We start from the raw sequence: 25,566 nt of genomic DNA, 5'->3' as shown, positions 1-25,566 counted from the left end.
GCTACTGCTCGCGCGCGAGGCGCTTCGCCCGGGCCGCCGCGGAGACCTGCGTGATCACCACCACGAGGATCGCCAGGACGAACACCGCCGACGCGATGACGTTCGCCTCCGCCGGGATGCCGCGCGCCGCCGCGATGTAGATGTACTTCGGGAACGTGGTGACCGATCCGGAGTTGAAGTTCGTGATGATGAAGTCGTCGAAGCTCAGCGCGAACGAGAGCAGCGCCGCGGCGAGGATGCCGGGCAGCAGCAGCGGGAAGGTGATCCGCCAGAAGACCTGGTTCGGCGACGCGTAGAGGTCGCGTCCCGCCTCCTCCAGCTTCGGGTCCAGGCTCGCCACCCGCGCCTTCACCGTGACCACGACGAAGCTGATGCAGAACATCGTGTGCGCCAGCACGATCGTGACCAGCCCCTTCTCGGCGCCCACGCTGAGGAACTGCGCGGCGAGGCCGGCTCCGAGCACCACCTCCGGAGTCGCCATGGGGAGGAACAGCAGCAGGCTGATCGCCGACCGGAACCGGAAGCGGAACCGCACGAGCGCGATGGCGATCATGGTGCCGAGCGCAGTGGCCAGCACGGTGGCGATCACACCGACCAGCAGGCTGTTCCCGAAGGCGGTCATCACCTCTTCACTGGTCCAGGCCGACACCCACTTGTCGAGGGTGAAACCGCGCCAGGCGAGGTTGCTCTTCCCCGAGTCGTTGAAGGAGAAGACGAAGGTGTACCCGATCGGGATGAGCAGGAAGAGCAGCGCCAGCGCCGTGTAGACGCCGAGCCCGAGGCCGCGGAAGCGGCGGCGGCCCCGGACCGGGGCGGGGGGCGGCGCGCCGAGCGCCTCCTGGGCGCTCGCGAGCGGACGGTCGGCCGTCGCGGTCACAGGAGGTCCTCCGTTCCACTGCGCTTCACGTAGAAGCCGACGATGACCAGGATCACGGCCATCAGCACGATCGAGAGCGCGGCTGCCGCCGGGTAGTTCTCGAGCGTGAGGAAGTTCGCCTCGATCGCGTTGCCCACCATCGAGGTCTGCGACGAGCCGAGGAAGTCCCGGCTCGCGTTGATGTAGTCGCCCGCCGCCGGGATGAACGTCAGCAGCGTGCCGGAGACGATGCCCGGCATCGACAGGGGGACGGTCACGCTCCAGAACACGGAGGCGGGGTGCGCGTAGAGATCCGACCCTGCCTCCAGGAAGCGCACGTCGAGGCGCTCGAGCGTCGTGTACAGCGGCAGCGTCATGAACGGGATGAAGTTGTAGGTGATGCCGAAGATCACGGCGATCGGCGTCCCCGTGAGGTGGCCGTCGCTCGGCAGGACCGCCACGGCCTTGAGCGCCTGCACGAGCGGGCTCTCGTCCGCGAGGATCTGCTTCCACGCCAGCGTCCGGAGCAGGAAGCTGATGAAGAAGGGCGCGATCACCAGCGTCAGGAGCAGGTTCTGCAGCAGCGGCCAGGGCCGCGCCTTCACTCCGATGAAGTAGGCCAGCGGGTAGCTGATCACCAGCGCGAGCACCGTCGCGATCAGCGCGTAGCCGAAGGAGCGGAGCACGTGCGGCCAGTAGTCGCCCATCACCACGAGGTAGTTCTGCCAGGCGAAGCCGGGGGCGTACTCGCCGATGTCCCCGTCCGGCACCTCGGCCTGGAAGGAGGTGAGCACGAGCGAGATGAGCGGCGCCAGGAAGAACAGCAGCATGTAGGCGATGCCCGGCAGCAGCAGGACCAGCGCGATCGTCGACCGCCGGCGGACCGGAGCGTCCTGAGGATCCGCCTGCCCCGTGGCGAAGGCGGCGAAGGCCATGCCTACGCTCCCCCGCTGCGACCGGCCAGGAGCCCCCGGCGCTGCACGGCGATGGCGCTGGTGGAGTCGTCCGCCTCGAAGCGCGGGACCGAGCCCGGTTCGTCCGCGAGTCCGAAGCCGTGCTCGGTGCTGAAGCCGACCCACACCTCCGCTCCCTCGCCGACGACCGGCCCGAAGACCATGTTCTGCGCGAAGACGACCACCGGGCCCAGGCCCGGCATCCGGATCGTGTACTGGGTGCTGACCCCGCTGAAGGAGACGTCGACCACGCGACCGGGCCCGAGCACGTTCCGGCCGGAGTCCGCCGGCGGCTCCTGCGTCAGCAGCAGGAGCTTCTCGGGGCGGACGCCGACCGTGATCTCCCCGCTCGTGCGGGCGCAGCGGGCGACGGGCACGACGATCCGGTGCCCGCCCGCGTCGACGGTGAGTGCGCGGTCGGTGCTGCCGACCACCTCGCCCGTGAAGAGGTTGGACTGGCCGAGGAAGTTCGCGACGAACGCGGTGCGCGGGAGCTCGTAGAGCTCCTCCGGCGCGCCCATCTGCTCGATCCTGCCCTTGTTCATCACCGCGACGGTGTCGGCCATCGTCATGGCCTCCTCCTGGTCGTGCGTGACGTGGAGGAAGGTGAGGCCCACCTCCTCCTGGATCGACTTGAGCTCCAGCTGCATCTGCCGGCGGAGCTTGAGGTCGAGGGCGCCGAGCGGCTCGTCGAGCAGGAGCAGGGCGGGCCGGTTGACGAGGGCGCGCGCGAGGGCGACCCGCTGCTGCTGACCACCGGAGAGCTGCGCGGGGCGGCGCTGGGCGAGGTGGTCGAGCTCGACCAGGCGGAGCGCCTCGTGCGCCTTGCCGACGGGGTCGGCGATCCTCCGCCGCTTCAGGCCGAAGGCGACGTTCTCGAGGATCGACATGTGCGGGAACAGCGCGTACGACTGGAACACGGTGTTGACGGGCCGCTGGTACGTCTTCGTCTCGGTGACGTCCCGCCCGCCGATGAGGATCCGGCCGGCGGAGGGCTCCTCGAGCCCGGCGACCAGGCGCAGCGTCGTCGTCTTGCCGCAGCCCGAGGGGCCCAGCAGGGCGAAGAAGGAGCCCGCCGGGATGGTGAGGTCCAGGGAGTCGATGGCCGTGAAGCCCGGGTACTGCTTGCTGATCCCGACCAGCTGGAGGTCGGCGCCGCTCTCGGCGAAGGTCCCGATTGCCATCAGATGCCCAGGAGCACCTTCTGGAACTCGGCCTGGTACTCCTTCTCCTCCGCGGCGGTCAGGGTCCGGAACACGTGCGCCTGCGCGAGCGTGTCCTCGTCGGGGAAGATCAGCTGGTTCTCGGCCAGCTCCGGATCGATGCTCTCCATGACGTCCTTCGCTCCATCCACGGGGGTGATGTAGTTGACCCAGGCGGCCACCTCGGCGGCGACCTCGGGCTCGTAGTAGTAGTTCATCAGGGCTTCGGCGTTGGCCTTGCGCTCGGAGCCCATCGGGACCACGAAGGTGTCGTTCCAGAGTGCGCCGCCCGAGTCGGGGAAGGCGAACTCCCACTTGTCGCCGGCCTCGGCGTTGATCAGGGTGATGTCGCCGGACCAGCAGATCGCCGCGAGGGTGTCCTCGTTCTGCAGGTCGTTGAGGTACGCGTTCCCCTTGATGTTGCGGATCTGTCCGGCGTCGACCTGCTCGCGGAAGACGTCGATCGCGTTCATGTACTCGTCGTCGCCCCAGGAGCCGGCGATGTCCGTCCCCTGAGCGAGCATGATGAGCCCGATCGTGTCGCGCATCTCGCTCAGCACGCCGACGCGGCCGCGGAGCGACGGATCCCACAGATCCTCGATGCTCGAGAGGCCCTTCGGCAGCTTCTCCCTGTTCCAGCAGATGCCCGAGAACCCCGCCTGGTACGGGAGGGAGAGCCGGCGGCCCGGATCGAAGTCGGGGTTCGCCAGCGAGGGGGTGAGGTTGGCGATGTTCGGGATGTTCGCGTGGTCGAGCTCCTGCACGTAGCCGCGGCGGACCAGGCGCGAGACCATCCACTCCGTCAGGCAGACCGTGTCGGCGCCGATGTACTGCCCGAGCGCGAGCTGGTCCTTCACCTTGCCGTAGTACGAGTTGTTGTCGTCGACGGCGACGTTGTAGGTCACCGCGATGCCCGTCTGCTCCTCGAAGCCCTGGAGCGTGGGGTGGTTCCCGTCGTCGTCCTCGTCCATGTAGGCGGGCCAGTTGTCCCACACCAGGCGCGGGTCGCCGGCCGATCCGTCGGCGGCGGCGGTCGGAGCGGCACGGGTCTGCGGGGCGCAGGCGGCCAGGGCGAGGGCACCCGCTCCGAGGCCGATCCCGCCGAGGACCGCCCGACGCGAGAGGACCGCCCGGCGCTCGCGCTCGTGCGAGCGTGCCGCGGCGACGGCCCGGCGGAGGACGGGATCCCTCGGGAGGGGACGGGTCATGGCGGGGGCTCCTGACTGCGTCGGGGCTCGTGCCTCGGGGGCCGAACGTGGGGAAATACTGGCACAGCGCTCATCCGCCTGTCACGGCGAACGGAGGAGAACGCTCATCCGGAAACATGATCGTCACGAATTCCGCACCCGGAGTCCGTGTCGACCGCCGATTCGGTCCCCGGAGGCCGTGCCGTCAGCGGGTGAGGGGCGGGCGTCCCGAGCCGCCGGCGGACCCGTCGACGCGCTCGACCGCCATCTCGACGGAGGAGAGCAGGATCCGGCTGCCGAGCTTCGCGCGGTAGCGGCGGCCGGCCTCGAGCGGGAGCGGCGCCTGGGTCGGTGCGACCAGCACGGACCCGTTGGCCGACCAGCGGTCCCTGACCCAGAGCCCGCCCTCGTCGAAGCCGAACTCGAGGTGGGTCTTGGAGAGGGATCGCGACGGATCCGGGATCGCGAGGATGTGCCGGAACGTCTCGTTGGGGTCCGGGAGCGGCTGGCGTCCGATCAGGCCGTTGCCGGTCACGATCGCGTGCTGCCCGGTCGCGAAGCTGAGGCGCACGAGCCCCTGCGAGGGCGGCGCCATCGGTGCGCCGGGGGCGGGACGCCGGTGCCGGCCGGGGGCCAGGCCCGGCAGCCAGGCACGGCGGGACGGGTCGAGGACCGTCGTGTCGCCGGAGGACGAGGGGCGGGACGCACCCGTCGTGGCATGCGCCGCCACCGACGAACCGCACTCGCCGCAGAGGATCGCCCCGGGAGCGAGGTTGGAGCCACACGTGCTGCAGATCACCGAGAACGCCCTTCCGCTCACCATCGTACCCAGCGCCGGCGCGGGGAGCCCCGAGCCGGCCGAACCCGACGCGAACCGGCAGGCGCCGGACCGTCGTACGGCCGTTCGGCGCGTGCGGGCGGTCCGGCGGCACCACGACCGCGGCCGCCCCGTGCCGGGGCGCTGCTCGTCAGACCGGTGCGCCGGCCTCCTCGTCGCCGGTGACCGCGAGGACGTCGACGACGATCACGGTGACGTTGTCGCGCCCGCCGTTGTCCAGCGCGGCGTCGACCAGGGCGTCGGCCGCCTCCTGAGCGGAGCCGGTGCCGCTGAGCAGGTGGCCGACGCCGGCATCGGTCAGCTCCTTCGTGAGTCCGTCCGAGCAGATCAGCAGACGCGATCCGGCGAGGACGGGCACGAGCCGGTAGTCGGGGACGGGCGCCTCGTGGAAGCCGACCGCGCGGGTGATCACGTTGCTGTGCGGATGCACGTCGGCCTCGTCGCGGGAGATCAGGCCCGCGTCGACCAGCTCCTGGACGATGGAGTGGTCCACGGTGAGCTGCACGAGGGTCCCGGCGACGCTCAGGTACACGCGCGAGTCGCCGATGTTGAAGACGGACCAGTAGGGCTCTCCTCCGACCACCGTGAGCGCGATCCCGGTGACCGTGGTCCCGGTGCCGACGTCGGCCGTGTGCGACTGCCGGGCGATGTCCCCGACCGCCTCCCGAAGCGCCCGGTCGATCTCCTCCGCTCCGACGGTCGCGCCGAGCGCCGCGGTGGACAGGCGCGACACGACCGCGTCGCTGGCGACCTCTCCTGCCGCGTGCCCGCCCATCCCGTCGGCGACAGCGAAGAGCGGGCTCTTGGCGAGGTAGCTGTCCTCGTTCGCGCTGCGCACGTGGCCGGTCTCGGTGCGCGCGGCCCAGCCGAGGGTGACTTCGGCCGAGGGTGCGTCGGAGCTCCAGGCGGAGACGGGGACGGTGACGGACGCGCGGCTGCGGCCGATCTGCGTCATCGCTGCTCCTCGCATCCCCGTGGCCCGCGGCCGTCCGGTCCGACGGCCCGTGACCGCCGGCGCCAGGGGTGCCCGGCCGCCTCCCGATGGTAGTCGCTGACGGCCCTCCGCCGAGCCGGCCGCCATCGCTGTCGCCCGATGTCCGTCGCGCAGACGGGTCGACGCTCCGACCACCGGATCCGATGCCGGATCGAGCTCCGACGTGCGGATCCACTTGCCCGGGCATCCGTGGACTGCCAGAATCGCCGCATGGCCCCGTCTCGCCCGCCCTCTCAGCGTCCTGTCCAGCTCGACGAGGTGTCGAAGGCGATCATCGAGCAGCTGCAGGCCGACGGTCGGCGCTCGTACGCCGAGATCGGCAAGGCCGTGGGCCTGAGCGAGGCGGCCGTCCGGCAGCGGGTGCAGAAGCTCACCGAGTCGGGCGTCATGCAGATCGTCGCGGTGACGGATCCGATGCAGCTCGGCTTCTACCGCCAGGCGATGATCGGTGTGCGCGTCACCGGCGACACCCGCGACGTCGCGGACCGGCTCGCCTCCATCCCCGCCGTCGACTACGTCGTGCTGACGGCCGGCTCCTTCGACATCCTCGCCGAGGTCGTGTGCGAGAACGACGACGATCTGATCGCCCTGCTCAACCAGGAGATCCGGTCGCTTCCCGGCGTGCTCTCGACCGAGACCTTCGTCTATCTGAAGCTCCACAAGCAGTTCTACAACTGGGGAACGCGGTAAAAGATGACCACCGAGACAGCCTTCTCGACCTCCGGCCTCGAGTCGGGCGATCCCGTCCGCGGGACCGACGCGCCTGGGGGGACCGACGACGCCTCCCTGCAGAAGAAGGCGAAGGACCACCTCTGGATGCACTTCACCCGTCAGTCGACGATGGACTCGGGCGCGGGCGTGCCGATCATCACGCGCGGCGAGGGACACCACATCTGGGACAGCACCGGGCGCAAGTACTTCGACGGCCTGTCCGGCCTCTTCGTCGTCAATGCGGGACACGGGCGGCGCCGACTGGCGGAGGCCGCGGCGAAGCAGGCGTCCGAGCTCTCCTTCTTCCCGCTCTGGTCCTACGCGACCCCCTCGGCGATCGAGCTGGCCGACCGGCTCGCCGACCACGCGCCGGGCGACCTGAACCGGGTCTTCTTCTCGACCGGCGGCGGCGAGGCGGTGGAGACGGCGTTCAAGCTCGCCAAGCACTACTGGAAGCTGCAGGGCAAGCCGGGCAAGCACAAGGTCGTCTCGCGCTCGGTCGCGTATCACGGCACTCCCCAGGGAGCGCTCGCGATCACGGGCATCCCCGGGATGAAGTCGATGTTCGAACCGCTGGTGCCGGGCGGCTTCCGTGTCCCCAACACCAACTTCTACCGGGCTCCCGAGCACGGCGACGACCTGGAGGCGTTCGGCCTGTGGGCGGCGAACCGCATCGAGGAGATGATCGAGTTCGAGGGGCCGGACACGGTGGCCGCCGTGTTCCTGGAACCCGTGCAGAACTCGGGCGGCTGCTTCCCGCCCCCTCCCGGGTACTTCCAGAGGGTCCGCGAGATCTGCGACAAGCACGACGTGCTGCTGGTGTCCGATGAGGTGATCTGCGCGTTCGGCCGTATCGGGCACATGTTCGCCTGCGACGAGTACGGCTACGTGCCGGACATGATCACCTGCGCGAAGGGGATGACCAGCGGCTACTCCCCCATCGGCGCGACGATCGTCAGCGATCGGATCTACGAGCCCTTCCGCCACGGTCAGGTCGTCTTCCCGCACGGCTACACCTTCGGCGGCCACCCCGTCTCGGCCGCGGTCGCGCTCGAGAACCTCGACATTTTCGAGGAGGAGGGCCTGAACGAGCGCGTGCGAGAGAACTCGCCCGTCTTCCGGTCCACGCTCGAGAAGCTGCTCGACCTGCCGATCGTCGGCGACGTCCGGGGCGACGGCTACTTCTTCGGCATCGAGCTGGTGAAGGACAAGGCGACGAAGGAGACGTTCGACGAGGACGAGTCGGAGCGGCTGCTGCGCGGATTCCTCTCGAAGGGGCTCTTTGACGCGGGGCTGTACTGCCGGGCGGACGACCGAGGCGATCCCGTCGTGCAGCTCGCACCGCCGCTCACCATCGGCCCGCGCGAGTTCGACGAGATCGAGCAGATCCTCCGGAGCGTTCTCACCGAGGCCTGGTCGCGGCTCTAGCGACCTCACGCGGCGCGCTCCCGCCGATCGGCGGCGAGTGCGGCCGCGACCCGGCGCGCACCTGCGTGGTGCGGATCGAGAGCGACGGCCTCGTCGGCGAGCCGTCCGGCCTCGTCGGCACGGCCCTCACCGGCCAGGATCCGCGCGAGGAGGACGAGCACTCCGGCTCGCTCGCTCGCGGGTGCGACGACGGCGGCACGGCGGAGCAGCGGGGCGAGCGCTCCCGCCGCGCCGGGGTCACCGCTCCGCGCCGACCGCAGCACGCGGTCCGCACCGCGGCTGCGCTGCACGGCCACGACGAGCGCAGCCAGGCCCGCAGGCCGGACCTCGGGATCGGGACCGGTGAGAGCTCGCCGGACGAGGTCGTCGACGCCGTGCAACAGCACGTCGGGCAGTTCGGCCCGCGGGTGGCGGTCGAGGAGACGGTCGACCGCGGCGGCCACCGCTCGCGGGTCGTCCCGGTCGCCGGCCTCGAGCCCGTCGTCGCGGCCGGACGACGGGAGCACGGCGACGCGGAGGGCGAGGCCGGGGAGCCGGCGCGCACGCTCCTCGAGGGCGGCGACGAGTCCCTCGCACGACTCCGGACCCGCCTCGCCGGGATGCACCAGCGCGAGTGCTCGCTGCACCCGCCCGAACCGGCCGAGCGCACCGAGGCTGGCCCGCGCGATCAGGGACGGATCCGCCCCCGACAGCTCGAAGCGGAGCGAGCCGCTCGGCGCGCCGGCCCGGAACGGGACGAGCACGAGGCTCGCCTCGGCCGCACCCCGCCGGGACCCGTGAGCGGCGTGGAACAGGGCGGCGTCGTCGGGTGAGGCCGGGACACGCGAAGCGGGAGCGGGGTGGAGGAAGATCGCTGAGGAGGTCATGCTGCGATCCTGCCGACCCTCGCACCCGCCGGGAGCGACGGCCCTCGGGATCATCGGAAGGATCTCGAGATCGCCGCCTGTGGAGGGAGAGGTCCCATCGACACCGAATCGCCGGCGCACGGATGGCGCCCTCCGGCCCCCAGGAATCCCTCCACAGGGACCGATCGGCCGAGTTCTGCACCGGTGTCCGATTCCCGCCGGTCGGTGGGGAGTCCCGCGGATACTCTCGACGCATGAGAACGACTCCCCTTCACGTCCGACGGACGACGAGCCCCCTCGGCCGCATCGAAGTGGGCAGCGACGGCGATGCGATCGTCTCGCTCGCCATCGAGCAGGCCGGTCTGCTCCCGCACGAGCACCTCCCGGAGTCGGACCTCCCGGTGCTCCTGCGGGCCGTCGAGCAGCTGGACGAGTACTTCGACGGGACCCGCCGCTCTTTCGATCTGCCGGTCGCTCTGCGCGGCACGCCCTTCCAGCTCGAGATCTGGCAGCGGCTCCAGGCTCTGGGCTTCGGGGAGATCACCTCCTACGGCGCACTGGGCACGGCCGCCGGTCGCCCCCGGGCGGGCCGGCCGATCGGCGGAGCGGTAGGTGCGAACCCGGTGCCGATCATCGTGGGCTGCCACCGCGTCCTCGCGAGCGACGGACGGATCACCGGCTTCAGCGCGGGCGAGGGCGTCGCCACGAAAGCCTGGCTTCTCGATCACGAGGGGATCCCCCACCGATGAGCACGGCCGACGGACTCGTCGAGGGAGAGGACGGCCTGGTCCGCTGCGCCTGGAGCGGCGCGGATCCGGAGTACCGCCGCTACCACGACGAGGAATGGGGCACCCCGCTGCACGGAGATCGCCCGCTGTTCGAGAAGATCTCCCTCGAGGCGTTCCAGTCCGGCCTCTCCTGGATCACGATCCTCCGCAAGCGGCCGAGGTTCCGCGAGGCCTTCGACGGCTTCGATCCGGCCCGCGTCGCCCGGTACGACGACACCGATGTCGAGCGGCTGATGGAGGACAGCGGCATCATCCGGAACCGCGCGAAGATCATCGCCACCCGGGACAACGCCCGGGCCGTGCTCGCGCTCCTGGAGCAGAGAGGCGAGGGCGCGCTCGACCAGCTCGTGTGGTCCTTCCACGATCCGGACGTCGAGGACCGGGTGGTCCGAGCCGCCGACGTCCCTGCGACGACGCCCGGGTCGACGGCGCTCGCGCGAGCGCTGAAGGCCGCTGGGCTCCGCTTCGTCGGACCGACCACCGCGTACGCGCTGATGCAGTCGGCCGGAGTCGTCGACGACCACCTCACCGGCTGCTGGCGCCGACGCTGACGCCTACGACTCCGGCACGACGAGGTCGAGCTCTCCCGTGTGCCGGTTCTCGGCGAGCAGGAACCCGCGCCCGGCCGCCCACGCCGAGAGCTCGCCGAGCGACTCCGTCGCCACCCGGTCCTCCGCCAGCGCCCTGACGAAGCGTCCCTTGCCCTGCTTGTTGAAGTGGTTCAGCGACCGGAGGACGCCGTCGGCCCCGCGCGAGCGGACGCGGACGAAGAACCGCCCCTCGCCCGCAGGGACCGGTCCGAGCGCCGCGTACGCCTCACTCCGCAGATCGAGGACGAGCCCGTCGAGCGCGCTCAGCACCCGCCCGGCCTCCGCCGCCCACCACCGCTTGAGCGGTTTGCCCGGCACACGGGAGTCGTGGGACAGACGGTATGCAGGGATCAGGTCGAGGGCGCGGATCGGCCCCCAGAGCGCGGACTGCACGATCGCCGTCCGACCGAGCACCTCCCGTGCACCGGAATCGAGGCTGCGCGCGTCGAGCGCATCGAACAGCACCCCGTCGAAGCGGTCGACCGCGGGGAGACCTGCCGCGGTCGCGAGCCCCGCGTTGCGATCGATCTCGCCGAACTGACGCGGACCGAGCTTCAGCGCCCGGGCAGAGAGCTCGGGGTCCCCGGCCAGCGCGATCAGCGCCTCCGCCAGCTCGCGCCGCTTCGCGTGGAGCTCGGGGAAGGCGAGCGACTCGAGCACGAACGGCTCGTCGCCGCCGTCGCGCTTCGTCTCGGACGGTGGCAGCAGGACGTGCACAGGACTCCTTCGGAGAAGAGGGACGGGCGGCACGACGAAGGGGCCGGACGATCGCGATGATCGTCCGGCCCCTCCGAGCCGCGGTGAGCGGCGGTGTACTAGACCAGCGATGCCTGACGGGCGACCACGGTCACCACGTCGTTCTCGACGGACAGGAAGCCGTCGTCGGCCTGCGCGGTGAGACGCGTGCCGTCCAGGGCCGTGACGCGCACCTCGCCGGTGGCGAGGATCGCGAGCATCGGCTCGTGGCCGGCGAGGATGCCGATCTCGCCCTCGACCGTGCGAGCCGTGAGCTGCTTCGCCTCTCCGGACCACACCTCGGCGTTCGCGGACACGACGCTGACCTTCAGGGTCCCGGCCATGATCAGCCGTTCTCCTTCTGGATCTGGGTCCACTTCTCCTCGACGTCCGAGATCGAGCCGACGTTGAAGAACGCCTGCTCGGCCACGTGGTCGAACTCGCCCTTGGTGATCGCGTCGAACGACTCGATCGTGTCCTTCAGCGGGACGGTCGATCCCTCGACACCGGTGAACTTCTTCGCCATGTAGGTGTTCTGCGAGAGGAACTGCTGGATCCGGCGCGCACGCGACACCGTGATCTTGTCCTCCTCCGACAGCTCGTCGACACCGAGGATCGCGATGATCTCCTGCAGCTCCTTGTTCTTCTGCAGGATCTGCTTCACGTTCGTCGCCACGCGGTAGTGGTCGGCGCCCAGGTAGCGGGGGTCGAGGATGCGCGAGGTGGACGTGAGCGGGTCGACGGCCGGGTAGAGGCCCTTCGACGCGATCTCACGGGAGAGCTCGGTGGTCGCGTCGAGGTGGGCGAAGGTGGTCGCCGGCGCCGGGTCCGTGTAGTCGTCGGCGGGGACGTAGATCGCCTGCAGCGAGGTGATCGAGTGTCCGCGCGTCGAGGTGATGCGCTCCTGGAGCACACCCATCTCGTCGGCGAGGTTCGGCTGGTAGCCCACCGCGGAGGGCATGCGGCCCAGGAGGGTCGACACCTCCGAGCCGGCCTGCGTGAAGCGGAAGATGTTGTCGATGAAGAGCAGCACGTCCTGCTTCTGCACATCGCGGAAGTACTCCGCCATGGTCAGTGCCGACAGGGCGACGCGCAGACGCGTTCCCGGCGGCTCGTCCATCTGGCCGAAGACGAGCGCGGTCTTGTCGAAGACGCCCGCCTCCTCCATCTCGGCGATGAGGTCGTTGCCCTCACGGGTGCGCTCGCCGACGCCGGCGAACACGGACACTCCACCGTGGTCCTGCGCGACGCGCTGGATCATCTCCTGGATGAGGACGGTCTTGCCGACGCCCGCGCCGCCGAACAGGCCGATCTTGCCGCCCTGCACGTACGGAGTGAGCAGGTCGATGACCTTGATGCCGGTCTCGAACAGCTCGGTCTTGGACTCGAGCTGATCGAACTGCGGGGGCTTGCGGTGGATGGGCCAGCGCTCGGTGATCTCGAACGACTCGCCGTTGATCTTCCCGTCGGCGTCGGCGTTGAGCACCTCGCCGATCACGTTGAAGACCTTGCCCTTGGTCACGTCGCCGACCGGGACCGAGATCGGCAGGCCGGTGTCGTGGACCTCCTGGCCGCGGACGAGTCCGTCGGTGGGGTTCAGGGAGATGGCCCGGACGAGGTCGTCGCCCAGGTGCTGCGCGACCTCGAAGGTCAGCTTGCTCGAGACGCCCTCGACCTCGACGTGCGTGTAGAGCGCGTTGTAGACCTCGGGGATCGCGTCGTGGGGGAACTCGATGTCAACGACGGGGCCGGTGACGCGGGCGATGCGGCCGATGGCCCCGCCCGACGTCCCGGTCGCCGCCTCAGGTGCGGTCAGTGTCATTGCTACTTCCTTCTGTGGTCTCACCGCTCCCGGAGGGCGGAGTCGAAACTGTGTGGAGCGGAGCCCTCTTACTTGGAGGAGGACAGGGCGTCGGCGCCGCCGACGATCTCGGCGATCTGCTGCGTGATCTCGGTCTGGCGGGCGTTGTTGGCGAGACGCGTGTATGTCTTGATCAGCGTGTCCGCGTTGTCGCTCGCCGACTTCATGGCCTTCTGGCGTGCCGCGTGCTCCGAGGCCGCCGACTGCAGCATCGCGTTGAAGATGCGGCTCTCGACGTACACGGGCAGGAGGCGGTCGAGGACCGTCTCGGGGTCGGGCTCGAACTCGTAGAGCGGGTACAGCTCGCTGTTCTGCTCCTCGGCGCCCTCGACGACCTCGAGCGGCAGCAGCCGGACGACGGTCGGCTGCTGGGTGACCATGCTGACGAAGCGGTTGTAGACGAGGTGGATCTCGTCCACGCCGCCCTCCTCGTCATCGAGGTTGTACGACTCGACGACCGCGTCCGCGATCTCCTTCGCCGTCTCGAACACGGGCTGGTCGGTGCCGCCCGTCCAGACGCGGACGCTGGCCCGCTTCCGGAACGAGAAGTACGCGTTCGCCTTGCGGCCGACCAGGTAGAAGACGACCTCCTTGCCCTCGCTGCGCAGCAGCGCGGCCAGCTCCTCGGCCTCCTTGAGCACGCTCGAGGAGAACGCGCCGGCGAGGCCGCGGTCGGAGGTGAAGATCACGATCGCGGCCGTGTCCAGCTTCTCGCGCTCGGTCGTGAGCGGGTGCTCCACGTTCGAGTAGGTCGCGACAGCGGACACGGCGCGCGTGATCGCGTTCGAGTACGGCGCCGCGGCAGCGACGCGGTTCTGCGCCTTCTGGATGCGCGAGGCCGAGATCAGCTCCATGGCCCGAGTGATCTTCTTGGTCGTCTGGGCCGAGCGGATCTTCGACCGGTAGACCCGGAGTTGCGCTCCCATGTGTCTCCTGTTGTCCTAAAAGTGGCGAATCGACGGGGTGCCGCTGGTCAGCGACGGCCCTTGACGATCTTCTCCTGGCCGACCTCGTCGGCCGCGATGGCCTGGTGCTCCTCGCGCCCGACCGAGGCGAGCGGCTTGCCCTCACCGGTCTGGAACTCCAGCTTGAAGCCGTCGACGGCACGGTTGAGCTCGGCGACGGTGTCGTCGGAGAGCACGTTGGTGTCGCGGAGGGTGTTCAGCACCTGGGTGTTGCGGCCCAGGTAGTCCAGGAGCTCGCGCTCGAAGCGCAGCACGTCGGGGACCGGGACCTCGTCGAGCTTGCCGTTCGTTCCGGCCCAGATCGAGACGACCTGCTCCTCGACGGGGTACGGCGAGTACTGCGGCTGCTTGAGCAGCTCGGTCAGGCGGGCGCCGCGGGCGAGCTGACGGCGCGAGGCGGCGTCGAGGTCGGAGGCGAACATCGCGAAGGCCTCGAGCGAGCGGTACTGCGCCAGCTCGAGCTTCAGCGTGCCGGAGACCTTCTTGATCGACTTGACCTGCGCGTCGCCGCCGACCCGCGAGACCGAGATGCCCACGTCGACCGCGGGACGCTGGTTGGCGTTGAAGAGGTCGGACTGGAGGAAGATCTGGCCGTCGGTGATCGAGATCACGTTGGTCGGGATGTAGGCCGAGACGTCGTTGGCCTTGGTCTCGATGATCGGGAGACCGGTCATCGAGCCGGCGCCGAGCTCGTCGGACAGCTTCGCGCAGCGCTCCAGCAGACGGGAGTGCAGGTAGAAGACGTCACCCGGGTACGCCTCGCGTCCCGGCGGGCGGCGCAGGAGGAGCGACACGGCGCGGTAGGCCTCGGCCTGCTTCGACAGGTCGTCGAAGATGATCAGGACGTGCTTGCCGCCGTACATCCAGTGCTGGCCGATGGCCGAGCCGGTGTAGGGGGCGAGGTACTTGAAGCCGGCGGGGTCGGAGGCCGGGGACGCGACGATGGTCGTGTACTCCATCGCTCCGGCGTCCTCGAGCGCGCCCTTCACCGAGGCGATGGTCGAGCCCTTCTGGCCGATGGCGACGTAGATGCAGCGGACCTGCTTGTTGGTGTCGCCCGACTCCCAGTTGGCCTTCTGGTTGATGATCGTGTCGATCGCGATGGCCGTCTTGCCGGTCTGGCGGTCGCCGATGATGAGCTGGCGCTGGCCGCGGCCGACCGGGATCATCGCGTCGATGACCTTGATGCCGGTCTGCAGCGGCTCGTGGACCGACTTGCGCGACATGACGCCGGGAGCCTGGAGCTCGAGGGCGCGGCGGCCCTCGGAGGCGATCTCGCCGAGTCCGTCGATCGGGTTGCCGAGCGGGTCGACGACGCGGCCGAGGTAGCCGTCGCCGACGGGGACCGAGAGGACCTCGCCGGTGCGGGTGACCTCCATGCCCTCCTCGATGCCGGAGAACTCGCCGAGGACGACGACGCCGATCTCGTTCTCGTCGAGGTTCTGGGCCAGGCCCAGGACGCCGTTGGAGAAGCGGATGAGCTCGTTGGCCATGACGCCGGGGAGGCCCTCGACGTGGGCGATGCCGTCGGCGGCGTCGATGACGTAGCCGACCTCGGTGGTGGAGGCCTTGCCCGGCTCGTACGACGAGACGAAGTCCTTCAGCGCGTCGCGGATCTCATCCGGGCTGATGGTGATATCTGCCATGGGAATTCCTATTCGTTGGGTCCGTGCGAGCCGAAGAGGTCGTCGGGGCCTGACCTGGATGGTGCGGGGGTCGAGGGCAGTGCCCTCTGAGGATACGTGCGCCCGTCAGGACGCGAGCTGGAGCTTCAGGTCGGACAGCCGTGCGGAGACGGTTCCGTCGATGACCTCGTCGCCGACGTGCAGGCGCATCCCGCCCAGGAGGGAGGGATCGACCACGACGTTGACGGAGACCGGTCGGCTGTACTGGCGCGTGAGCGCCGAGCGGAGCCGGTCGAGCTGCTCGGGGGCGATCGGTGCGGCGACCGAGACCGTGGCGAGGATGAACCCGCCCTGGTCGGCGACCACGCCTGCTGCGAAGCGGACGAGCTCCGGGATGCGGCGACCGCGCGGGTGCGCGATCAGCTGCCGGAGGATCGCCAGCGTCTCGGCCGCGGCCTTGCCCTCGAGGAGGCGCTGCACGAGCGCGACCTTCGAGTCGGCGGCGGCGAGCTTGCTGCCGAGCGCGAGCTCGAGCTGGGCGTCGGAGGCGACGACCTCGCCGAAGGAGTGGAGCTCCTTCTCGAGGTTGACGCCCTCCGGAGCGGACGACGCGATCGCGCGGACCCCGACCTCCTCGACCCCGGCGACCATGTCGCTCGGGCTCGACCAGCGGTGGCCGACGATCACGGTGAGCAGGCGCTTGGCCGGCTCGCCGAAGGGACCGAACACGCGGGCGACGAGAGCCTGCTTGCTGCTCGAGTCGGCGCTCGGGTCGGCGAGGGCCGCGCGCAGCTGCGCCTGGCCGTCGATGACCCGTGCGGCCTCGAAGAGCTGCTGGGCCGTGTCGAGGGACGCCTGACCGGCGAGGGCGGAGAGCTCCGCCTTCGCCGATGCGAGTGCCTGCCTGGACGCGCTGCCCATCAGTTGTTCGCCTTCTCCGAGGCCTCGAGGTCGGCGAGGAAGCGGTCCACGATCGCGGACGCCTTCGCGTCGTCGTTGAGGCTCTCGCCGATCACGCCGGAGGCGAGGTCGATGGCGAGGGTTCCGACTTCGGAGCGGAGCGAGACCACGGCGGCCTGACGGTCCGCCTCGATCTGAGCGTGCGCGTTGTGGAGGATGCGCTCGGCCTCGACCTGCGCCTGCTCCTTCTTCGCCGCCACGATCGCGTTGCCGTCGGCGTTCGCCTTCTCACGGATCACTCCGGCCTCGGCGCGGGCCTCGGCCAGCTGGGCGGTGTACTTCTCGAGGGCGGCCTCGGCCTGTCGCTGGGCCTCGTCGGCCTTCGCGATGTTCCCCTCGATCGCGGCGGAGCGCGCGTCGAGCATCTTCTGCAGGCGCGGCAGGACCAGCCTCCAGAAGAAGAACAGCAGGATGAGGAAGATCACCCCCGACCAGAAGAAGTCGTAGAACTCCGGGATCAGAATGACCGCGGGGACGTCACCTTCTTCCGCAGCGATGTTCACAGCGGTGCTGAACACGACTACGCCGCGAAGATGAAGTAGGTGGCGAGGCCGATGAGCGCGAGCACCTCGGTGAACGCGATGCCGAGGAACATCGTGGTCTGGAGGCGGCCGGCCATCTCGGGCTGGCGCGCCATGGCCTCGACGGTCTTGCCCGCGACGATGCCGACACCGATGCCGGGGCCGATCGCTGCGAGGCCGTAACCGACCGTCGCGATGTTGCCGGTGAGTTCGGCGAGAACGGTGACTGAGTCCACGAGTGGGTCCTTTCAGTGGGGTGATCGTGAGAACGGGCGGGAGCCCGTGAGTAGTGGGGTCAGTGCTCCTCGGCGACGGCCAACTGGATGTAGACCGCAGCGAGGAGGGTGAAGATGTAGGCCTGCAGCACGGCGACGAGGAGCTCGAAGAGCGTGAACGCACCGCCGAAGGCGAAGGTCACGACGCCGAAGAGCTTGAAGCCCGGGTCGATCTGGGAGCTGAAGAGGAAGAACTGCGTGGCCGAGAAGCACAGCACCAGCAGGAGGTGGCCGACGATCATGTTCATCACGAGCCGCAGTGCGAGCGAGAGCGGACGGATGATGAACGTCTGCAGCAGCTCGATCGGCGTGAGGATGAAGTAGATCAGGAACGGCGCTCCGGGCGGGAACAGGGCGTTCTTGAAGAAGCCCATCCCCCGGTCCTTGATGCCCGCGTAGATGAACGTCACGTAGGCGACCAGGCCGAGGAAGAGCGGCATGCCCACCACGGAGGTCCCCGCGATGTTCAGGAACGGGACGATGCCGGTCAGGTTCATCGAGATGATCGCGAAGAAGATCGTCACGAGGATCGGGAGGAACCGGCGCGCGTCCTTCTCGCCGAGGATGTCCTTGGCGATGGTGACGCGGACGAAGTCGAACGCGAGCTCGACGACGTTCTGGAAGCGGCCGGGGACGAGGCGCAGCTTGCGCGTCCCGAGCCAGAAGAACAGCATCAGTGCGATGACCGCGATGAAGCGGACCAGCATGACGCGGTTGATCTCGAAAGGGGTTCCCTCGAAGAGGAAACCGGGCGGGAAGAACTCGGAGATCGACGGGGTGTGGAAGTCACTCTCACCGGTCGAGGACGAGACCAACAGGGTCACAGCGTTAGCAAACAGCGCTAGCTCCTGGAATTCGGGGCGTGGCACGTTGCAGCCGACCGAATCGAATCATTCGGACGCAACGCTCTCGCGACGACGAAAGGTGGGGTTTTCCGCTCGGACGGCGATCGTGCTCGACGACCGCCATCAACGATGAGACGATCTGAGGACACGTTCGCCTGCGGGATTCGTCCCTACTGTAGCAACAGAACGGCCTGAGAGCCGAATCGTGGTCCTCTCAGGAACCGTTCGGCTCGTCCTCATCGAGCGATGTCGCTGACGTTCGGCATGCGCGAGCGCGAGACGACGAGGACGTCGATCACCAGGGACCCCAGGACGGCGACGATGATCGTGACGAACATCGCGGTGCTGTTCAGCCACGGCTGATCGCGCAGGACCAGGGCGGCGATCACGAACAGCACGAACTTGGCGAGCCACGTGCCGAGGACGACGGCGAAGAACCCGCCGATGTCGAGGCGGTTGGCGACGAGGATGCTCGCGGCGGTGAGGAGCACCATCACGCCGCCGACGATCGCGCCGAGGAGGGCTCCGATCGCGCCCTCTCCCCCGGCGGCGATCCCGCCGACGACGGTGCCGAGAACGGCCAGGGCGAGCACGAAGAGGCCGCCCACGACCAGCGCGCGGCGCAGGACGGGGACGGACGCGGGCTGCGGACGGGGGGTGGCCGGGGAGGCTCCGGTCATGATGCTTCCTTCCGCGCCGTGGTCGGCGCTGTCGTGTCCCGGTCGATCGGGAGTCCGGCCGGCGGACGGAGCAGCTCCGTCGAGGACGCGCGGTCGAGGGGGTCGAGGACGGGTGAGGCCTCCGCGGACTGCGCCGCCGCCTCGAGCCGCTTGCGGCGGCTGAGCGGGGCGAGCGTGACGACGGTGCAGACCAGCAGACCGACTCCGAGGAAGACGAGCGGGACCCACAGCACGTCGACCACGAACATCAGCAGGCAGCTGACGGCGACGACGGCGGTCCACGCGTAGAAGATCAGCACGGCGTGCAGGTGGGAGTGCCCCATGTCGAGCAGGCGGTGGTGCAGGTGCTTCCGGTCGGCGCTGAACGGCGACTTTCCCGCGCGCAGGCGCCTGATCACAGCGAGGCCGAAGTCCATCAGCGGCACCACGAGTATCGCGAACGGCAGGATGATCGGGATGAACGCGGGCAGGAGCTCCTTCGCCGCGAGCTGGGCCGGGTCGATCTGGCCGGTGACCGCGATCGCGGAGGTGGCCATCAGCATCCCGATCAGCAGTGCGCCGCTGTCGCCCATGAACATCCGCGCCGGACGCCAGTTGATGGGGAGGAATCCGGCGCAGGCGCCGACGAGCAGGACCGCGATGAGCGAGGCCAGGTTGAAGTAGTCGGTGGGCGAGGTCTGCTGCACCAGCAGGTAGCTGTAGAGGAAGAAGACCCCGTTGGCGATCAGGGCGACGCCCGCCACGAGGCCGTCGAGGCCGTCGATGAAGTTGAGAGCGTTGGTGACCAGGACGATCGCGAGCACGGTGATGATCAGCGACATCCACGGCGAGCCGACGGTCAGGCCGCCGATCGGCAGGGAGACGATCTGCACGCCCTTCCAGGCGATCAGGCCCGCGGCGATCAGCTGACCGGCCAGCTTCGTGGTCCAGTCCAGGTCCCAGATGTCGTCGGCGACGCCGATGAGGACGATGAGCAGGCTCGCGCCGAGGATCGCGAGGATCGGCTCGGGATTGGCGAACACCAGCCGGAAGTAGGGCAGCTGGGCCGCGATGCCGAAGCCGACGAGGATCCCGAGGAACATCGCGATGCCGCCCAGGCGGGGGGTCGGCCGCGTGTGCATGTCCCTGACGCGGATCTTCGGGTAGAGCCGGTACTTCAGGCTCAGCTTCCAGATGACCCACGACAGCGCTCCGGTCACGAGCGCGACCGCGAGCGAGACGAGGGCGAAGGTGATCACCGGTTACTCACCCGGAGCGGAGTCGGTGCGGGCGGCGCCGGTGCCGGTGTTGGGCGTCGGCGCGTTCGTGCTCGACGAACCCGTGTCCGGCGCATCGGCGGAATCGACGGGAGCGGAGTCGTCCTGCAGGCGGGCACCGGAGGCCCAGTCGGGGCGCGCTGTCGGGGTCCGCTCGAAGGCGTACGGGTCGCTGCCGGTCGCGGTCTCGGCGGGCTCCTGCTGGTCCCCGGCCTGCGCCGCGCCGACCGTGGAGGCGTCGGGCTCCGACGTCTCGGCGCGGGGCGCGTCCGGATCCGGCAGCAGGTCGCCGACGACCTCGCGGATCCGCTCGGCCGACACGACGCCCTGGCGCAGGATGCGCAGGGTGCCGCCCTCGAAGCTCAGCGCTGTCGCATCGACGATCGTCGAGGACTCGCTGGCGCCCGCGGGGCGGTCGCTGTAGCGCGATCCGGCGGCGCCGGCGTCGAGATAGACGTCGACGGAGTCGCCGAGCTGGTCGAACGCCTCCTGTGCGGTCGTGGCCGAGGGCTGCCCCGTGCGGTTGGCGGAGGAGACCGCCAGCGGACCGGTCTCGGCGAGGAGCTCGATCGTCACCGGGTTGTCCGGCATGCGCAGCGCCACGGTCCCGCGCGTCTCGCCCAGGTCCCAGACCAGGGAGGGCTGGGCGTGCAGGACGATGGTGAGCCCGCCGGGCCAGAACTCGCGCGCGAGGTCGCGCACCGCCTCCGGCACGTTCTCGGCGAGGGCGTCGAGGGCGGCCACGTCCCCGATCAGGACGGGCGGCGGCGACTGCCTCGTCCGTCCCTTCGCGTCGAGCAGGCGCTGGACCGCGGCGGCGTCGAACGCGTTGGCCGCGACGCCGTAGACGGTGTCGGTGGGGATCACCACGAGCTCGCCGCGGCCGATGGCCGTCCGCGCGAGACGGGTGCCGGTCAGGAGGTCCGTGTCGACGGAGCAGTCGTAGATGCGTGCCATAACGGGTCGATGATACCGGCGCGGTCCGTGTCCGGACCGGCTGCGGCGCGGCGGTCGCGTCAGCGCCGCCCGAGGCCGGGGCTCGGCGGCCGTCGCAGCGGCGCCCGACCCGCGCCGGCCGAGGCCGCCGGAGCGCTTCCGTGAGGCACTCGGCCCGGCGTGGCGGGCGCCTCCGCCGACAGGACGCCCACGAGCGCCACGGAGACGGCGAGCGTCGCGAGCGAGTGCTGATCGCCGAACCAGGTGGTGTTGTCGGCCATCCCGTGCAGGAACGTCCAGAGGACGGCGACGGCGAGCGCCCCGACGGCGACGGCCTCGTTCCGGGCGACCCGGAGGAGCAGGCGCACGACGGCGATGGTGGCGAGGAGGAGGAACGCGAGGACGGGGAGCGCGATCAGGAGCCCGCCGTTGGTCCACGCGGTGACGAGGAGGTTGTGAGGCGGGCGCGGCTCGCTGTGCTGGGTGAACTGCGACCCGCGCGCCAGCCACAGCTCCTGCCATCCGCCGTACCCCAGCCCCAGCAGCCAGTTGTCGGGGAACGCACTCGCAGCCAGGCGCAGGAAGTCGCCGCGGGCCCCGAGCGTGAGCACGCCCGCCTCCGCCAGCTGCGGGAAGGACACGGCGACGGCGTACACGGCCGTGATCCCGGAGGGGATGGTGATCATCCAGGCGACCGGACCGAGGCTGCGTCCCTTGAGTCCGCGGATCGCGGCGACCAGCAGGGGCAGGACGATCGCGAGGACGATCGCGGTCTTGGACAGCGTGAAGAGGGCGCCGACCAGCCCGGCGACGGCGACGAGCAGGAGGAGACTCCCCCGCTGCCGTCTCCAGACGGCGAAGGCCAGCGCGCCGGTCGTGGCCATGTACATCGAGGCGATGTTGCCGTTGAGGAAGAACCCTCCCGACTTCTCCTGCAGGACGTTGTTGAAGGACGTCGTGAAGATGTCCCGCACGTAGATGTCGGAGAACAGCACCGCTTCCGGCCACCGGAGGTAGGCGGTCTCCTGCACGGGATCGAGCTGGAAGAGGATCGTGAGCGTCACCTGGAGGAGGAACACGGGCGCCGCCCAGTTGAGGGCGCGGCCGACGACACGCCAGGCGCCGTCGCCGAGCCCGCGGACGGCCAGGTACGGAGTGAGGAAGGAGACGACGGAGACCACGTCGCGCAGCGCGGCCGCGCGTGCTCCGGAGTAGGTGAGCGCGAAGAGGGTGCCGGCGATCACGAGGAGGACCACGACCACGAACCGGTCGATCCGCCCGCCGCGCAGCCGCGCCACGGAGTACGGGAGGAAGAGCAGGCTCCAGGCGACCGGAGCGGTGACGGGGCCCAGGGTGTAGAGCTGCACGACGCTCAGCGCCAGGAGCACCGCGAGGAAGACGAGGACGATCCGCTCGTGCCGCCGCTGAGCGGGATCCGCCGGCGCGCGCGACGGCCGCCCGCGGGTCTCCGGAGCGTCGGTGACGCGGGTCGCGGCGATGACGGAGGGACGAGAGGCGGTCGGGCGGCGGAGGAGGGCGTCGTCGGCGTGGCGGCCCATGTCAGAGCCGTTCCGCGGAGGTGCTGGTGGCGGCCTCCGTCTGGCGGAGCGGAGGAGCGGCGCGCCGATTCCGGGACGACGGGCCGACCTCTCGCGGCGGGAGGGTCGTCCGCGGGCGCCGGTCCGGGGCGGGAGGCGGATCGAGCAGCACGGGAGAGGCGGTGGCGTCGGCGGACGCGGGCGGGAGAGGGGATGCAGGTGGCATGTCGCGCCGACACTAATCGCGCGGCACGAGCCTCGACGGGCTTGGCGCGGAACGTCGATCCGCGTGCGCGCGGCGGCCCCGCGCCTCAGCCACGGGGGTCTGCCAGCAGCTCGTCCGCGCGGCGGGCGATGCCCGGCCAGCCGAAGTCCGCCGCTCGGCGCCGCGACGCCGCAGCGACCTCCGCGCGTCGCCGGGGATCGCGCAGCGAGGCGATGAGGGCGGGGAGCTCCGCGAGGACGGCGTCCGCGACCTCCTCCTCCGTGCCCGGCGGGACGAGGACGGATCCGTCGACCACTCCGTCGGAGGTGCGCAGGATCTCGGAAAGGCCTCCGCGCTCGACCGTCACGACGGGGATCCCCCGCGAGAGCGCCTCCACCACCACCATCCCGAACGGCTCGTCCCAGCGGCAGGGGTAGAGCAGGAGCGCCGAGGAGCCGAACAGCTCCAGCAGGTCCTCGTGCCGGAGGAACGGGAGCCGGCGCACGACGCCGGGCAGGGCGGCGACAGCCTCGTCGAGCGCTCGGACGTACGGGGTGGGCGTCGCGTCGTCCCCGAGGCCCGATGCGCCGGCGATGACCAGCCGCAGATCGGCGCCGTGCTCGGTCCGCATCCGCCTCACGATCTCGACGGCCTCGCGGGCTCCCTTCTCGGCCACCAGCCTCCCGGCGAAGACCGCCTCCGCAGTACCGCCGAGCGGCGCCGGCGGGACCTCGGGCGGAGGGACGACCCCGTTGTACAGGACGGCTGTGGCGATCAGGCCGTACCGGTCGACCGCCCGGGCGCGCAGGAACTCGCTGCAGAAGATCCACTCGTCGACCGCGTCGAGGTAGCGCCGGGCGGCGGCGGGATCGGGTGGCAGGTGATCGAGCAGGTCGTTGTGCAGGTGTGCGACGATCCGCCCCCGGTAGCCCAGGCGGCGCAGGCGCACGGCGTAGCGGGGGCGGTTGTGGATCCAGACCGTCGGGACACGGCGCAGCGACGGAGCGAGCACCAGCAGCCAGAAGCGCCCGCCGAAGGACAGCCGGCGCAGCTCGGCGCCCGGGTCGCTGTCGCGCCGATGCGCCAGGAGGAGTGCCGCGCGCCGCTGAACCGCGTAGATCCGCCGGTACAGACGATGGGGCCTGACGTCCACGCCCGGTGACGCCGACGACCACGGCGCGTGCACGGCGATCCGGAGCGAGGACCGGGACACCGTCTCGCGGACCCAGGTCGCCACGGCTCCCCCGCTGCCGTCGAAGCGCTCCTCGGCGGCCAGCACCACGGCGACCTCGACCGGGGCGGCGGAGCCGAGCCGGAGCCGGGCGGGCAGTCGCGACAGGACGAGCGATCGCGCCTCGGCGATGTCGCGGCCCGGCGCCAGGAGGGCGGTCGCTCCCAGCACGAGGCCCGCGAGCGCCAGCTCCACCGGGAGCAGCCGCAGGGGCGCGCCCTCGGGGAGCAGGCGGAGCAGGAGCAGCACGATCGCCATCGGTGCGGCGAGCAGCGGCCCCGCGGCGCACGCGCGCAGGAACGCGCCGAGGCGCACTCCGAGCACCACCCGCAGCACGGCGCAGGTGACGGCGAAGCCGAGAGCGCTCGAGAGCAGCAGCCCGCCGATCAAGCCGTCGAGTCCGAACAGCACTCCCCCGCCGACGATCATCGGGACCGTGATCGCGGTCTTCACGATGTTCACGACCAGCCCGAACCGCACCCGGTCCATCGCCATCAGGATGAAGCCGACCGGATTGCCGATCGCCCGCACCGCGCCCACCACCGTCAGTGCGCTCGTCATGCCCGCGATCCAGCCCCAGCCGGGTCCGTAGAACAGCCGCACGATCTCCTCGGAGCGCAGCGCCACCAGCATCAGCGGCGGGATGCTCGCCATGCTGAGCACCGCGGTGACGCGGAGGTGGTTCCGCGCGACGCGCTCACGGTCGTGCTGGATCGAGGAGAACACCGGGAACATCACCCGCGTCACGATCGGGTTGACCCTCGCGGGGAGGTTCACGGCGAGGTTGTATCCCAGGGTGTACCCGCCCAGCTGGGCCGGTCCGAGCAGGCGGCCGATCGCGAGCGAGCCGGCGTTCGAGCCCAGGTAGTTGACGATGCCGTCGAGGGTCTGGAAGACGCCGAAGGAGAGGAAGCGGGCGGTCTCGCGGATCCGGAACCGGAACCGCAGCCGGAACCAGCGGCGGGCCTGCACGAGGGCGAGCACGGAGCGCAGAGCCGCGGTCGCGACGAGCCCCCACGCATAGGAGAGCGCCCCCGCGCCCGAGACCGCGAGGCAGACCGTCACGGCGAAGCCGCCGACGAGAGCGGTCGTCTCGGACACGGCGACCGCTCGGAACCGGATCCCCTTCTCGAGCACCGCTCTCGGCACCTGCCCGGCTGCGCTGCCCACGAACACGAGCGAGGCGACGCTGAGGACCGGCGCCGCGGCGGCGGACCCGAGCAGGGAGGCGATCGGTGCGGCGCCCAGGAGGACGGCGACGGTGACCAGGAGCCCGACGGAGAGGTTGAGCCAGAAGACCGACGAGAGCTCGAAGCTGGTCGCCCGCCGGCGCTGGATGATCGCCTGGGCGACCCCCATGCCGAGGAAGATGTCGACGAACGCGTTGAGCAGGGCGACGATCGCGATGATCCCCATCTCGGAGGGGTCCAGCAGTCTCGCCAGGAGCGCGAACTGCCCGAGCTGCACGACGAGCGCGACGGCGAACGAGACCGCCGTCCAGGCGGTCGCGTCGACGGTGCTCCGGCGCAGGCTCACCTCTC

The 25,566-nt window shown here is 70.4% G+C and carries 25 protein-coding genes; 4 read left to right on the top strand and 21 right to left on the bottom strand.

Translation table 11 applies throughout. The annotated features are described in order from the left end of the window. Position 1 precedes the first annotated feature (1 nt). From C5C30_RS01130 to C5C30_RS01105, 6 genes are all read right to left on the bottom strand, one after another. On the bottom strand, positions 2-757 hold the full coding sequence (locus C5C30_RS01130) for an ABC transporter permease (RefSeq protein WP_258060352.1): 756 nt from the start codon (positions 755-757) through the stop codon (positions 2-4). 116 nt (positions 758-873) lie between these two features. Further along, positions 874-1,791, bottom strand: a complete 918-nt coding sequence (locus C5C30_RS01125; protein WP_104223037.1) for an ABC transporter permease — start codon at positions 1,789-1,791, stop codon at positions 874-876. Between the two features lie 2 nt (positions 1,792-1,793). Further along, complete coding sequence (locus C5C30_RS01120; protein ID WP_104223036.1) at positions 1,794-2,993, bottom strand: ABC transporter ATP-binding protein; 1,200 nt, start codon at positions 2,991-2,993, stop codon at positions 1,794-1,796. After that, the gene (locus C5C30_RS01115; RefSeq protein WP_104223035.1) at positions 2,993-4,219 is read right to left on the bottom strand and encodes a PotD/PotF family extracellular solute-binding protein; all 1,227 of its coding nucleotides are present in this window, start codon (positions 4,217-4,219) and stop codon (positions 2,993-2,995) included. The genes C5C30_RS01120 and C5C30_RS01115 overlap by 1 nt, the downstream gene beginning before the upstream one ends. Positions 4,220-4,403: 184 nt before the next feature. Further along, positions 4,404-4,928: a hypothetical protein gene (locus C5C30_RS01110; RefSeq protein WP_104223034.1), complete on the bottom strand. Its 525-nt coding sequence runs from the start codon at positions 4,926-4,928 to the stop codon at positions 4,404-4,406. A 238-nt stretch (positions 4,929-5,166) separates the two neighbouring features. Next, the gene (locus tag C5C30_RS01105; protein WP_104225583.1) at positions 5,167-5,991 is read right to left on the bottom strand and encodes a PP2C family serine/threonine-protein phosphatase; all 825 of its coding nucleotides are present in this window, start codon (positions 5,989-5,991) and stop codon (positions 5,167-5,169) included. 249 nt (positions 5,992-6,240) lie between these two features. Between C5C30_RS01105 and C5C30_RS01100 the strand changes: the two genes are divergently transcribed. Further along, the gene (locus C5C30_RS01100) at positions 6,241-6,720 is read left to right on the top strand and encodes an Lrp/AsnC family transcriptional regulator (protein ID WP_104223032.1); all 480 of its coding nucleotides are present in this window, start codon (positions 6,241-6,243) and stop codon (positions 6,718-6,720) included. A 3-nt stretch (positions 6,721-6,723) separates the two neighbouring features. Next, positions 6,724-8,169 (top strand): aspartate aminotransferase family protein, encoded by a 1,446-nt coding sequence (locus C5C30_RS01095; protein ID WP_104262499.1) that lies wholly within the window; start codon positions 6,724-6,726, stop codon positions 8,167-8,169. Between the two features lie 5 nt (positions 8,170-8,174). Here C5C30_RS01095 and C5C30_RS01090 read toward each other — a convergent pair whose 3' ends face one another. Next, entirely contained in the window at positions 8,175-9,035 is an 861-nt protein-coding gene (locus tag C5C30_RS01090) for a hypothetical protein (protein ID WP_104333012.1), read from the bottom strand. Between the two features lie 233 nt (positions 9,036-9,268). Here C5C30_RS01090 and C5C30_RS01085 point away from each other — a divergent pair, with 233 nt between their 5' ends. Continuing rightward, positions 9,269-9,763 (top strand): methylated-DNA--[protein]-cysteine S-methyltransferase, encoded by a 495-nt coding sequence (locus C5C30_RS01085; RefSeq protein WP_104223029.1) that lies wholly within the window; start codon positions 9,269-9,271, stop codon positions 9,761-9,763. Continuing rightward, positions 9,760-10,353, top strand: coding sequence for a DNA-3-methyladenine glycosylase I (locus C5C30_RS01080; protein WP_104333011.1), 594 nt, complete (start codon positions 9,760-9,762; stop codon positions 10,351-10,353). Before C5C30_RS01085 ends, C5C30_RS01080 begins: the two co-directional genes overlap by 4 nt. Before the next feature lie 3 nt (positions 10,354-10,356). Here the strand turns inward: C5C30_RS01080 and C5C30_RS01075 are convergent, their stop codons facing one another. The 14 genes from C5C30_RS01075 to C5C30_RS01010 all read right to left on the bottom strand — a co-directional run bounded on the left by C5C30_RS01075 (position 10,357) and on the right by C5C30_RS01010 (position 25,561). Continuing rightward, a complete protein-coding gene (locus tag C5C30_RS01075; protein ID WP_104333010.1) occupies positions 10,357-11,109 on the bottom strand; it encodes a YaaA family protein in 753 nt (250 codons plus the stop codon). A 98-nt stretch (positions 11,110-11,207) separates the two neighbouring features. After that, complete coding sequence (locus C5C30_RS01070) at positions 11,208-11,471, bottom strand: F0F1 ATP synthase subunit epsilon (RefSeq protein WP_104223026.1); 264 nt, start codon at positions 11,469-11,471, stop codon at positions 11,208-11,210. A gap of 2 nt (positions 11,472-11,473) precedes the next feature. Then, entirely contained in the window at positions 11,474-12,949 is a 1,476-nt protein-coding gene (gene atpD / locus C5C30_RS01065; protein WP_104223025.1) for a F0F1 ATP synthase subunit beta, read from the bottom strand. Positions 12,950-13,017: 68 nt separating this feature from the next. Beyond that, complete coding sequence (locus C5C30_RS01060; RefSeq protein ID WP_104223024.1) at positions 13,018-13,914, bottom strand: F0F1 ATP synthase subunit gamma; 897 nt, start codon at positions 13,912-13,914, stop codon at positions 13,018-13,020. Between the two features lie 47 nt (positions 13,915-13,961). Beyond that, entirely contained in the window at positions 13,962-15,599 is a 1,638-nt protein-coding gene (gene atpA / locus C5C30_RS01055) for a F0F1 ATP synthase subunit alpha (RefSeq protein ID WP_104333009.1), read from the bottom strand. Positions 15,600-15,704: 105 nt separating this feature from the next. Then, entirely contained in the window at positions 15,705-16,499 is a 795-nt protein-coding gene (locus C5C30_RS01050; protein WP_104232703.1) for a F0F1 ATP synthase subunit delta, read from the bottom strand. Further along, a complete protein-coding gene (locus tag C5C30_RS01045; protein WP_244229449.1) occupies positions 16,499-17,056 on the bottom strand; it encodes a F0F1 ATP synthase subunit B in 558 nt (185 codons plus the stop codon). Before C5C30_RS01045 ends, C5C30_RS01050 begins: the two co-directional genes overlap by 1 nt. A gap of 2 nt (positions 17,057-17,058) precedes the next feature. Continuing rightward, the gene (locus tag C5C30_RS01040; RefSeq protein WP_055794702.1) at positions 17,059-17,295 is read right to left on the bottom strand and encodes an ATP synthase F0 subunit C; all 237 of its coding nucleotides are present in this window, start codon (positions 17,293-17,295) and stop codon (positions 17,059-17,061) included. 59 nt (positions 17,296-17,354) lie between these two features. Next, the gene (atpB, locus tag C5C30_RS01035) at positions 17,355-18,158 is read right to left on the bottom strand and encodes a F0F1 ATP synthase subunit A (RefSeq protein ID WP_068254016.1); all 804 of its coding nucleotides are present in this window, start codon (positions 18,156-18,158) and stop codon (positions 17,355-17,357) included. 257 nt (positions 18,159-18,415) lie between these two features. Beyond that, positions 18,416-18,859: a hypothetical protein gene (locus C5C30_RS01030; RefSeq protein ID WP_104223021.1), complete on the bottom strand. Its 444-nt coding sequence runs from the start codon at positions 18,857-18,859 to the stop codon at positions 18,416-18,418. After that, positions 18,856-20,097: an MraY family glycosyltransferase gene (locus C5C30_RS01025; protein WP_181131408.1), complete on the bottom strand. Its 1,242-nt coding sequence runs from the start codon at positions 20,095-20,097 to the stop codon at positions 18,856-18,858. The genes C5C30_RS01030 and C5C30_RS01025 overlap by 4 nt, the downstream gene beginning before the upstream one ends. 3 nt (positions 20,098-20,100) lie before the next feature. Continuing rightward, positions 20,101-21,072 carry an L-threonylcarbamoyladenylate synthase gene (locus C5C30_RS01020; RefSeq protein WP_104323882.1) on the bottom strand — a complete coding sequence of 324 codons (972 nt, stop codon included), beginning with the start codon at positions 21,070-21,072 and terminating at the stop codon, positions 20,101-20,103. Between the two features lie 59 nt (positions 21,073-21,131). Continuing rightward, the gene (locus C5C30_RS01015) at positions 21,132-22,610 is read right to left on the bottom strand and encodes an O-antigen ligase (protein ID WP_104327273.1); all 1,479 of its coding nucleotides are present in this window, start codon (positions 22,608-22,610) and stop codon (positions 21,132-21,134) included. Positions 22,611-22,900: 290 nt separating this feature from the next. Continuing rightward, complete coding sequence (locus C5C30_RS01010) at positions 22,901-25,561, bottom strand: MOP flippase family protein (RefSeq protein WP_104333008.1); 2,661 nt, start codon at positions 25,559-25,561, stop codon at positions 22,901-22,903. Positions 25,562-25,566 lie beyond the last annotated feature (5 nt).

It is taken from the genome of Rathayibacter sp. AY2B5 (assembly GCF_002931645.1).
In the GTDB taxonomy this organism is placed as follows: Bacteria; Actinomycetota; Actinomycetes; order Actinomycetales; family Microbacteriaceae; genus Rathayibacter.
The sequence above is the reverse complement of the archived record's forward strand: the minus strand, read 5'-3'. Positions and strand labels throughout refer to the sequence as shown.

Excerpts from the sequence above, each read along its gene's own strand:
- C5C30_RS01125 (WP_104223037.1), bottom strand. The coding sequence starts at position 1,791 with ATGGCCTTCGCCGCCTTCGCCACGGGGCAGGCGGATCCTCAGGACGCT.
- C5C30_RS01120 (WP_104223036.1), bottom strand. The coding sequence starts at position 2,993 with ATGGCAATCGGGACCTTCGCCGAGAGCGGCGCCGACCTCCAGCTGGTC.
- C5C30_RS01115 (WP_104223035.1), bottom strand. The coding sequence starts at position 4,219 with ATGACCCGTCCCCTCCCGAGGGATCCCGTCCTCCGCCGGGCCGTCGCC.
- C5C30_RS01105 (WP_104225583.1), bottom strand. The coding sequence starts at position 5,991 with ATGACGCAGATCGGCCGCAGCCGCGCGTCCGTCACCGTCCCCGTCTCC.
- C5C30_RS01100 (WP_104223032.1), top strand. The coding sequence starts at position 6,241 with ATGGCCCCGTCTCGCCCGCCCTCTCAGCGTCCTGTCCAGCTCGACGAG.
- C5C30_RS01095 (WP_104262499.1), top strand. The coding sequence starts at position 6,724 with ATGACCACCGAGACAGCCTTCTCGACCTCCGGCCTCGAGTCGGGCGAT.
- C5C30_RS01090 (WP_104333012.1), bottom strand. The coding sequence starts at position 9,035 with ATGACCTCCTCAGCGATCTTCCTCCACCCCGCTCCCGCTTCGCGTGTC.
- C5C30_RS01085 (WP_104223029.1), top strand. The coding sequence starts at position 9,269 with ATGAGAACGACTCCCCTTCACGTCCGACGGACGACGAGCCCCCTCGGC.
- C5C30_RS01080 (WP_104333011.1), top strand. The coding sequence starts at position 9,760 with ATGAGCACGGCCGACGGACTCGTCGAGGGAGAGGACGGCCTGGTCCGC.
- C5C30_RS01070 (WP_104223026.1), bottom strand. The coding sequence starts at position 11,471 with ATGGCCGGGACCCTGAAGGTCAGCGTCGTGTCCGCGAACGCCGAGGTG.
- atpD (WP_104223025.1), bottom strand. The coding sequence starts at position 12,949 with ATGACACTGACCGCACCTGAGGCGGCGACCGGGACGTCGGGCGGGGCC.
- C5C30_RS01060 (WP_104223024.1), bottom strand. The coding sequence starts at position 13,914 with ATGGGAGCGCAACTCCGGGTCTACCGGTCGAAGATCCGCTCGGCCCAG.
- atpA (WP_104333009.1), bottom strand. The coding sequence starts at position 15,599 with ATGGCAGATATCACCATCAGCCCGGATGAGATCCGCGACGCGCTGAAG.
- C5C30_RS01050 (WP_104232703.1), bottom strand. The coding sequence starts at position 16,499 with ATGGGCAGCGCGTCCAGGCAGGCACTCGCATCGGCGAAGGCGGAGCTC.
- C5C30_RS01030 (WP_104223021.1), bottom strand. The coding sequence starts at position 18,859 with ATGACCGGAGCCTCCCCGGCCACCCCCCGTCCGCAGCCCGCGTCCGTC.
- C5C30_RS01020 (WP_104323882.1), bottom strand. The coding sequence starts at position 21,072 with ATGGCACGCATCTACGACTGCTCCGTCGACACGGACCTCCTGACCGGC.
- C5C30_RS01015 (WP_104327273.1), bottom strand. The coding sequence starts at position 22,610 with ATGGGCCGCCACGCCGACGACGCCCTCCTCCGCCGCCCGACCGCCTCT.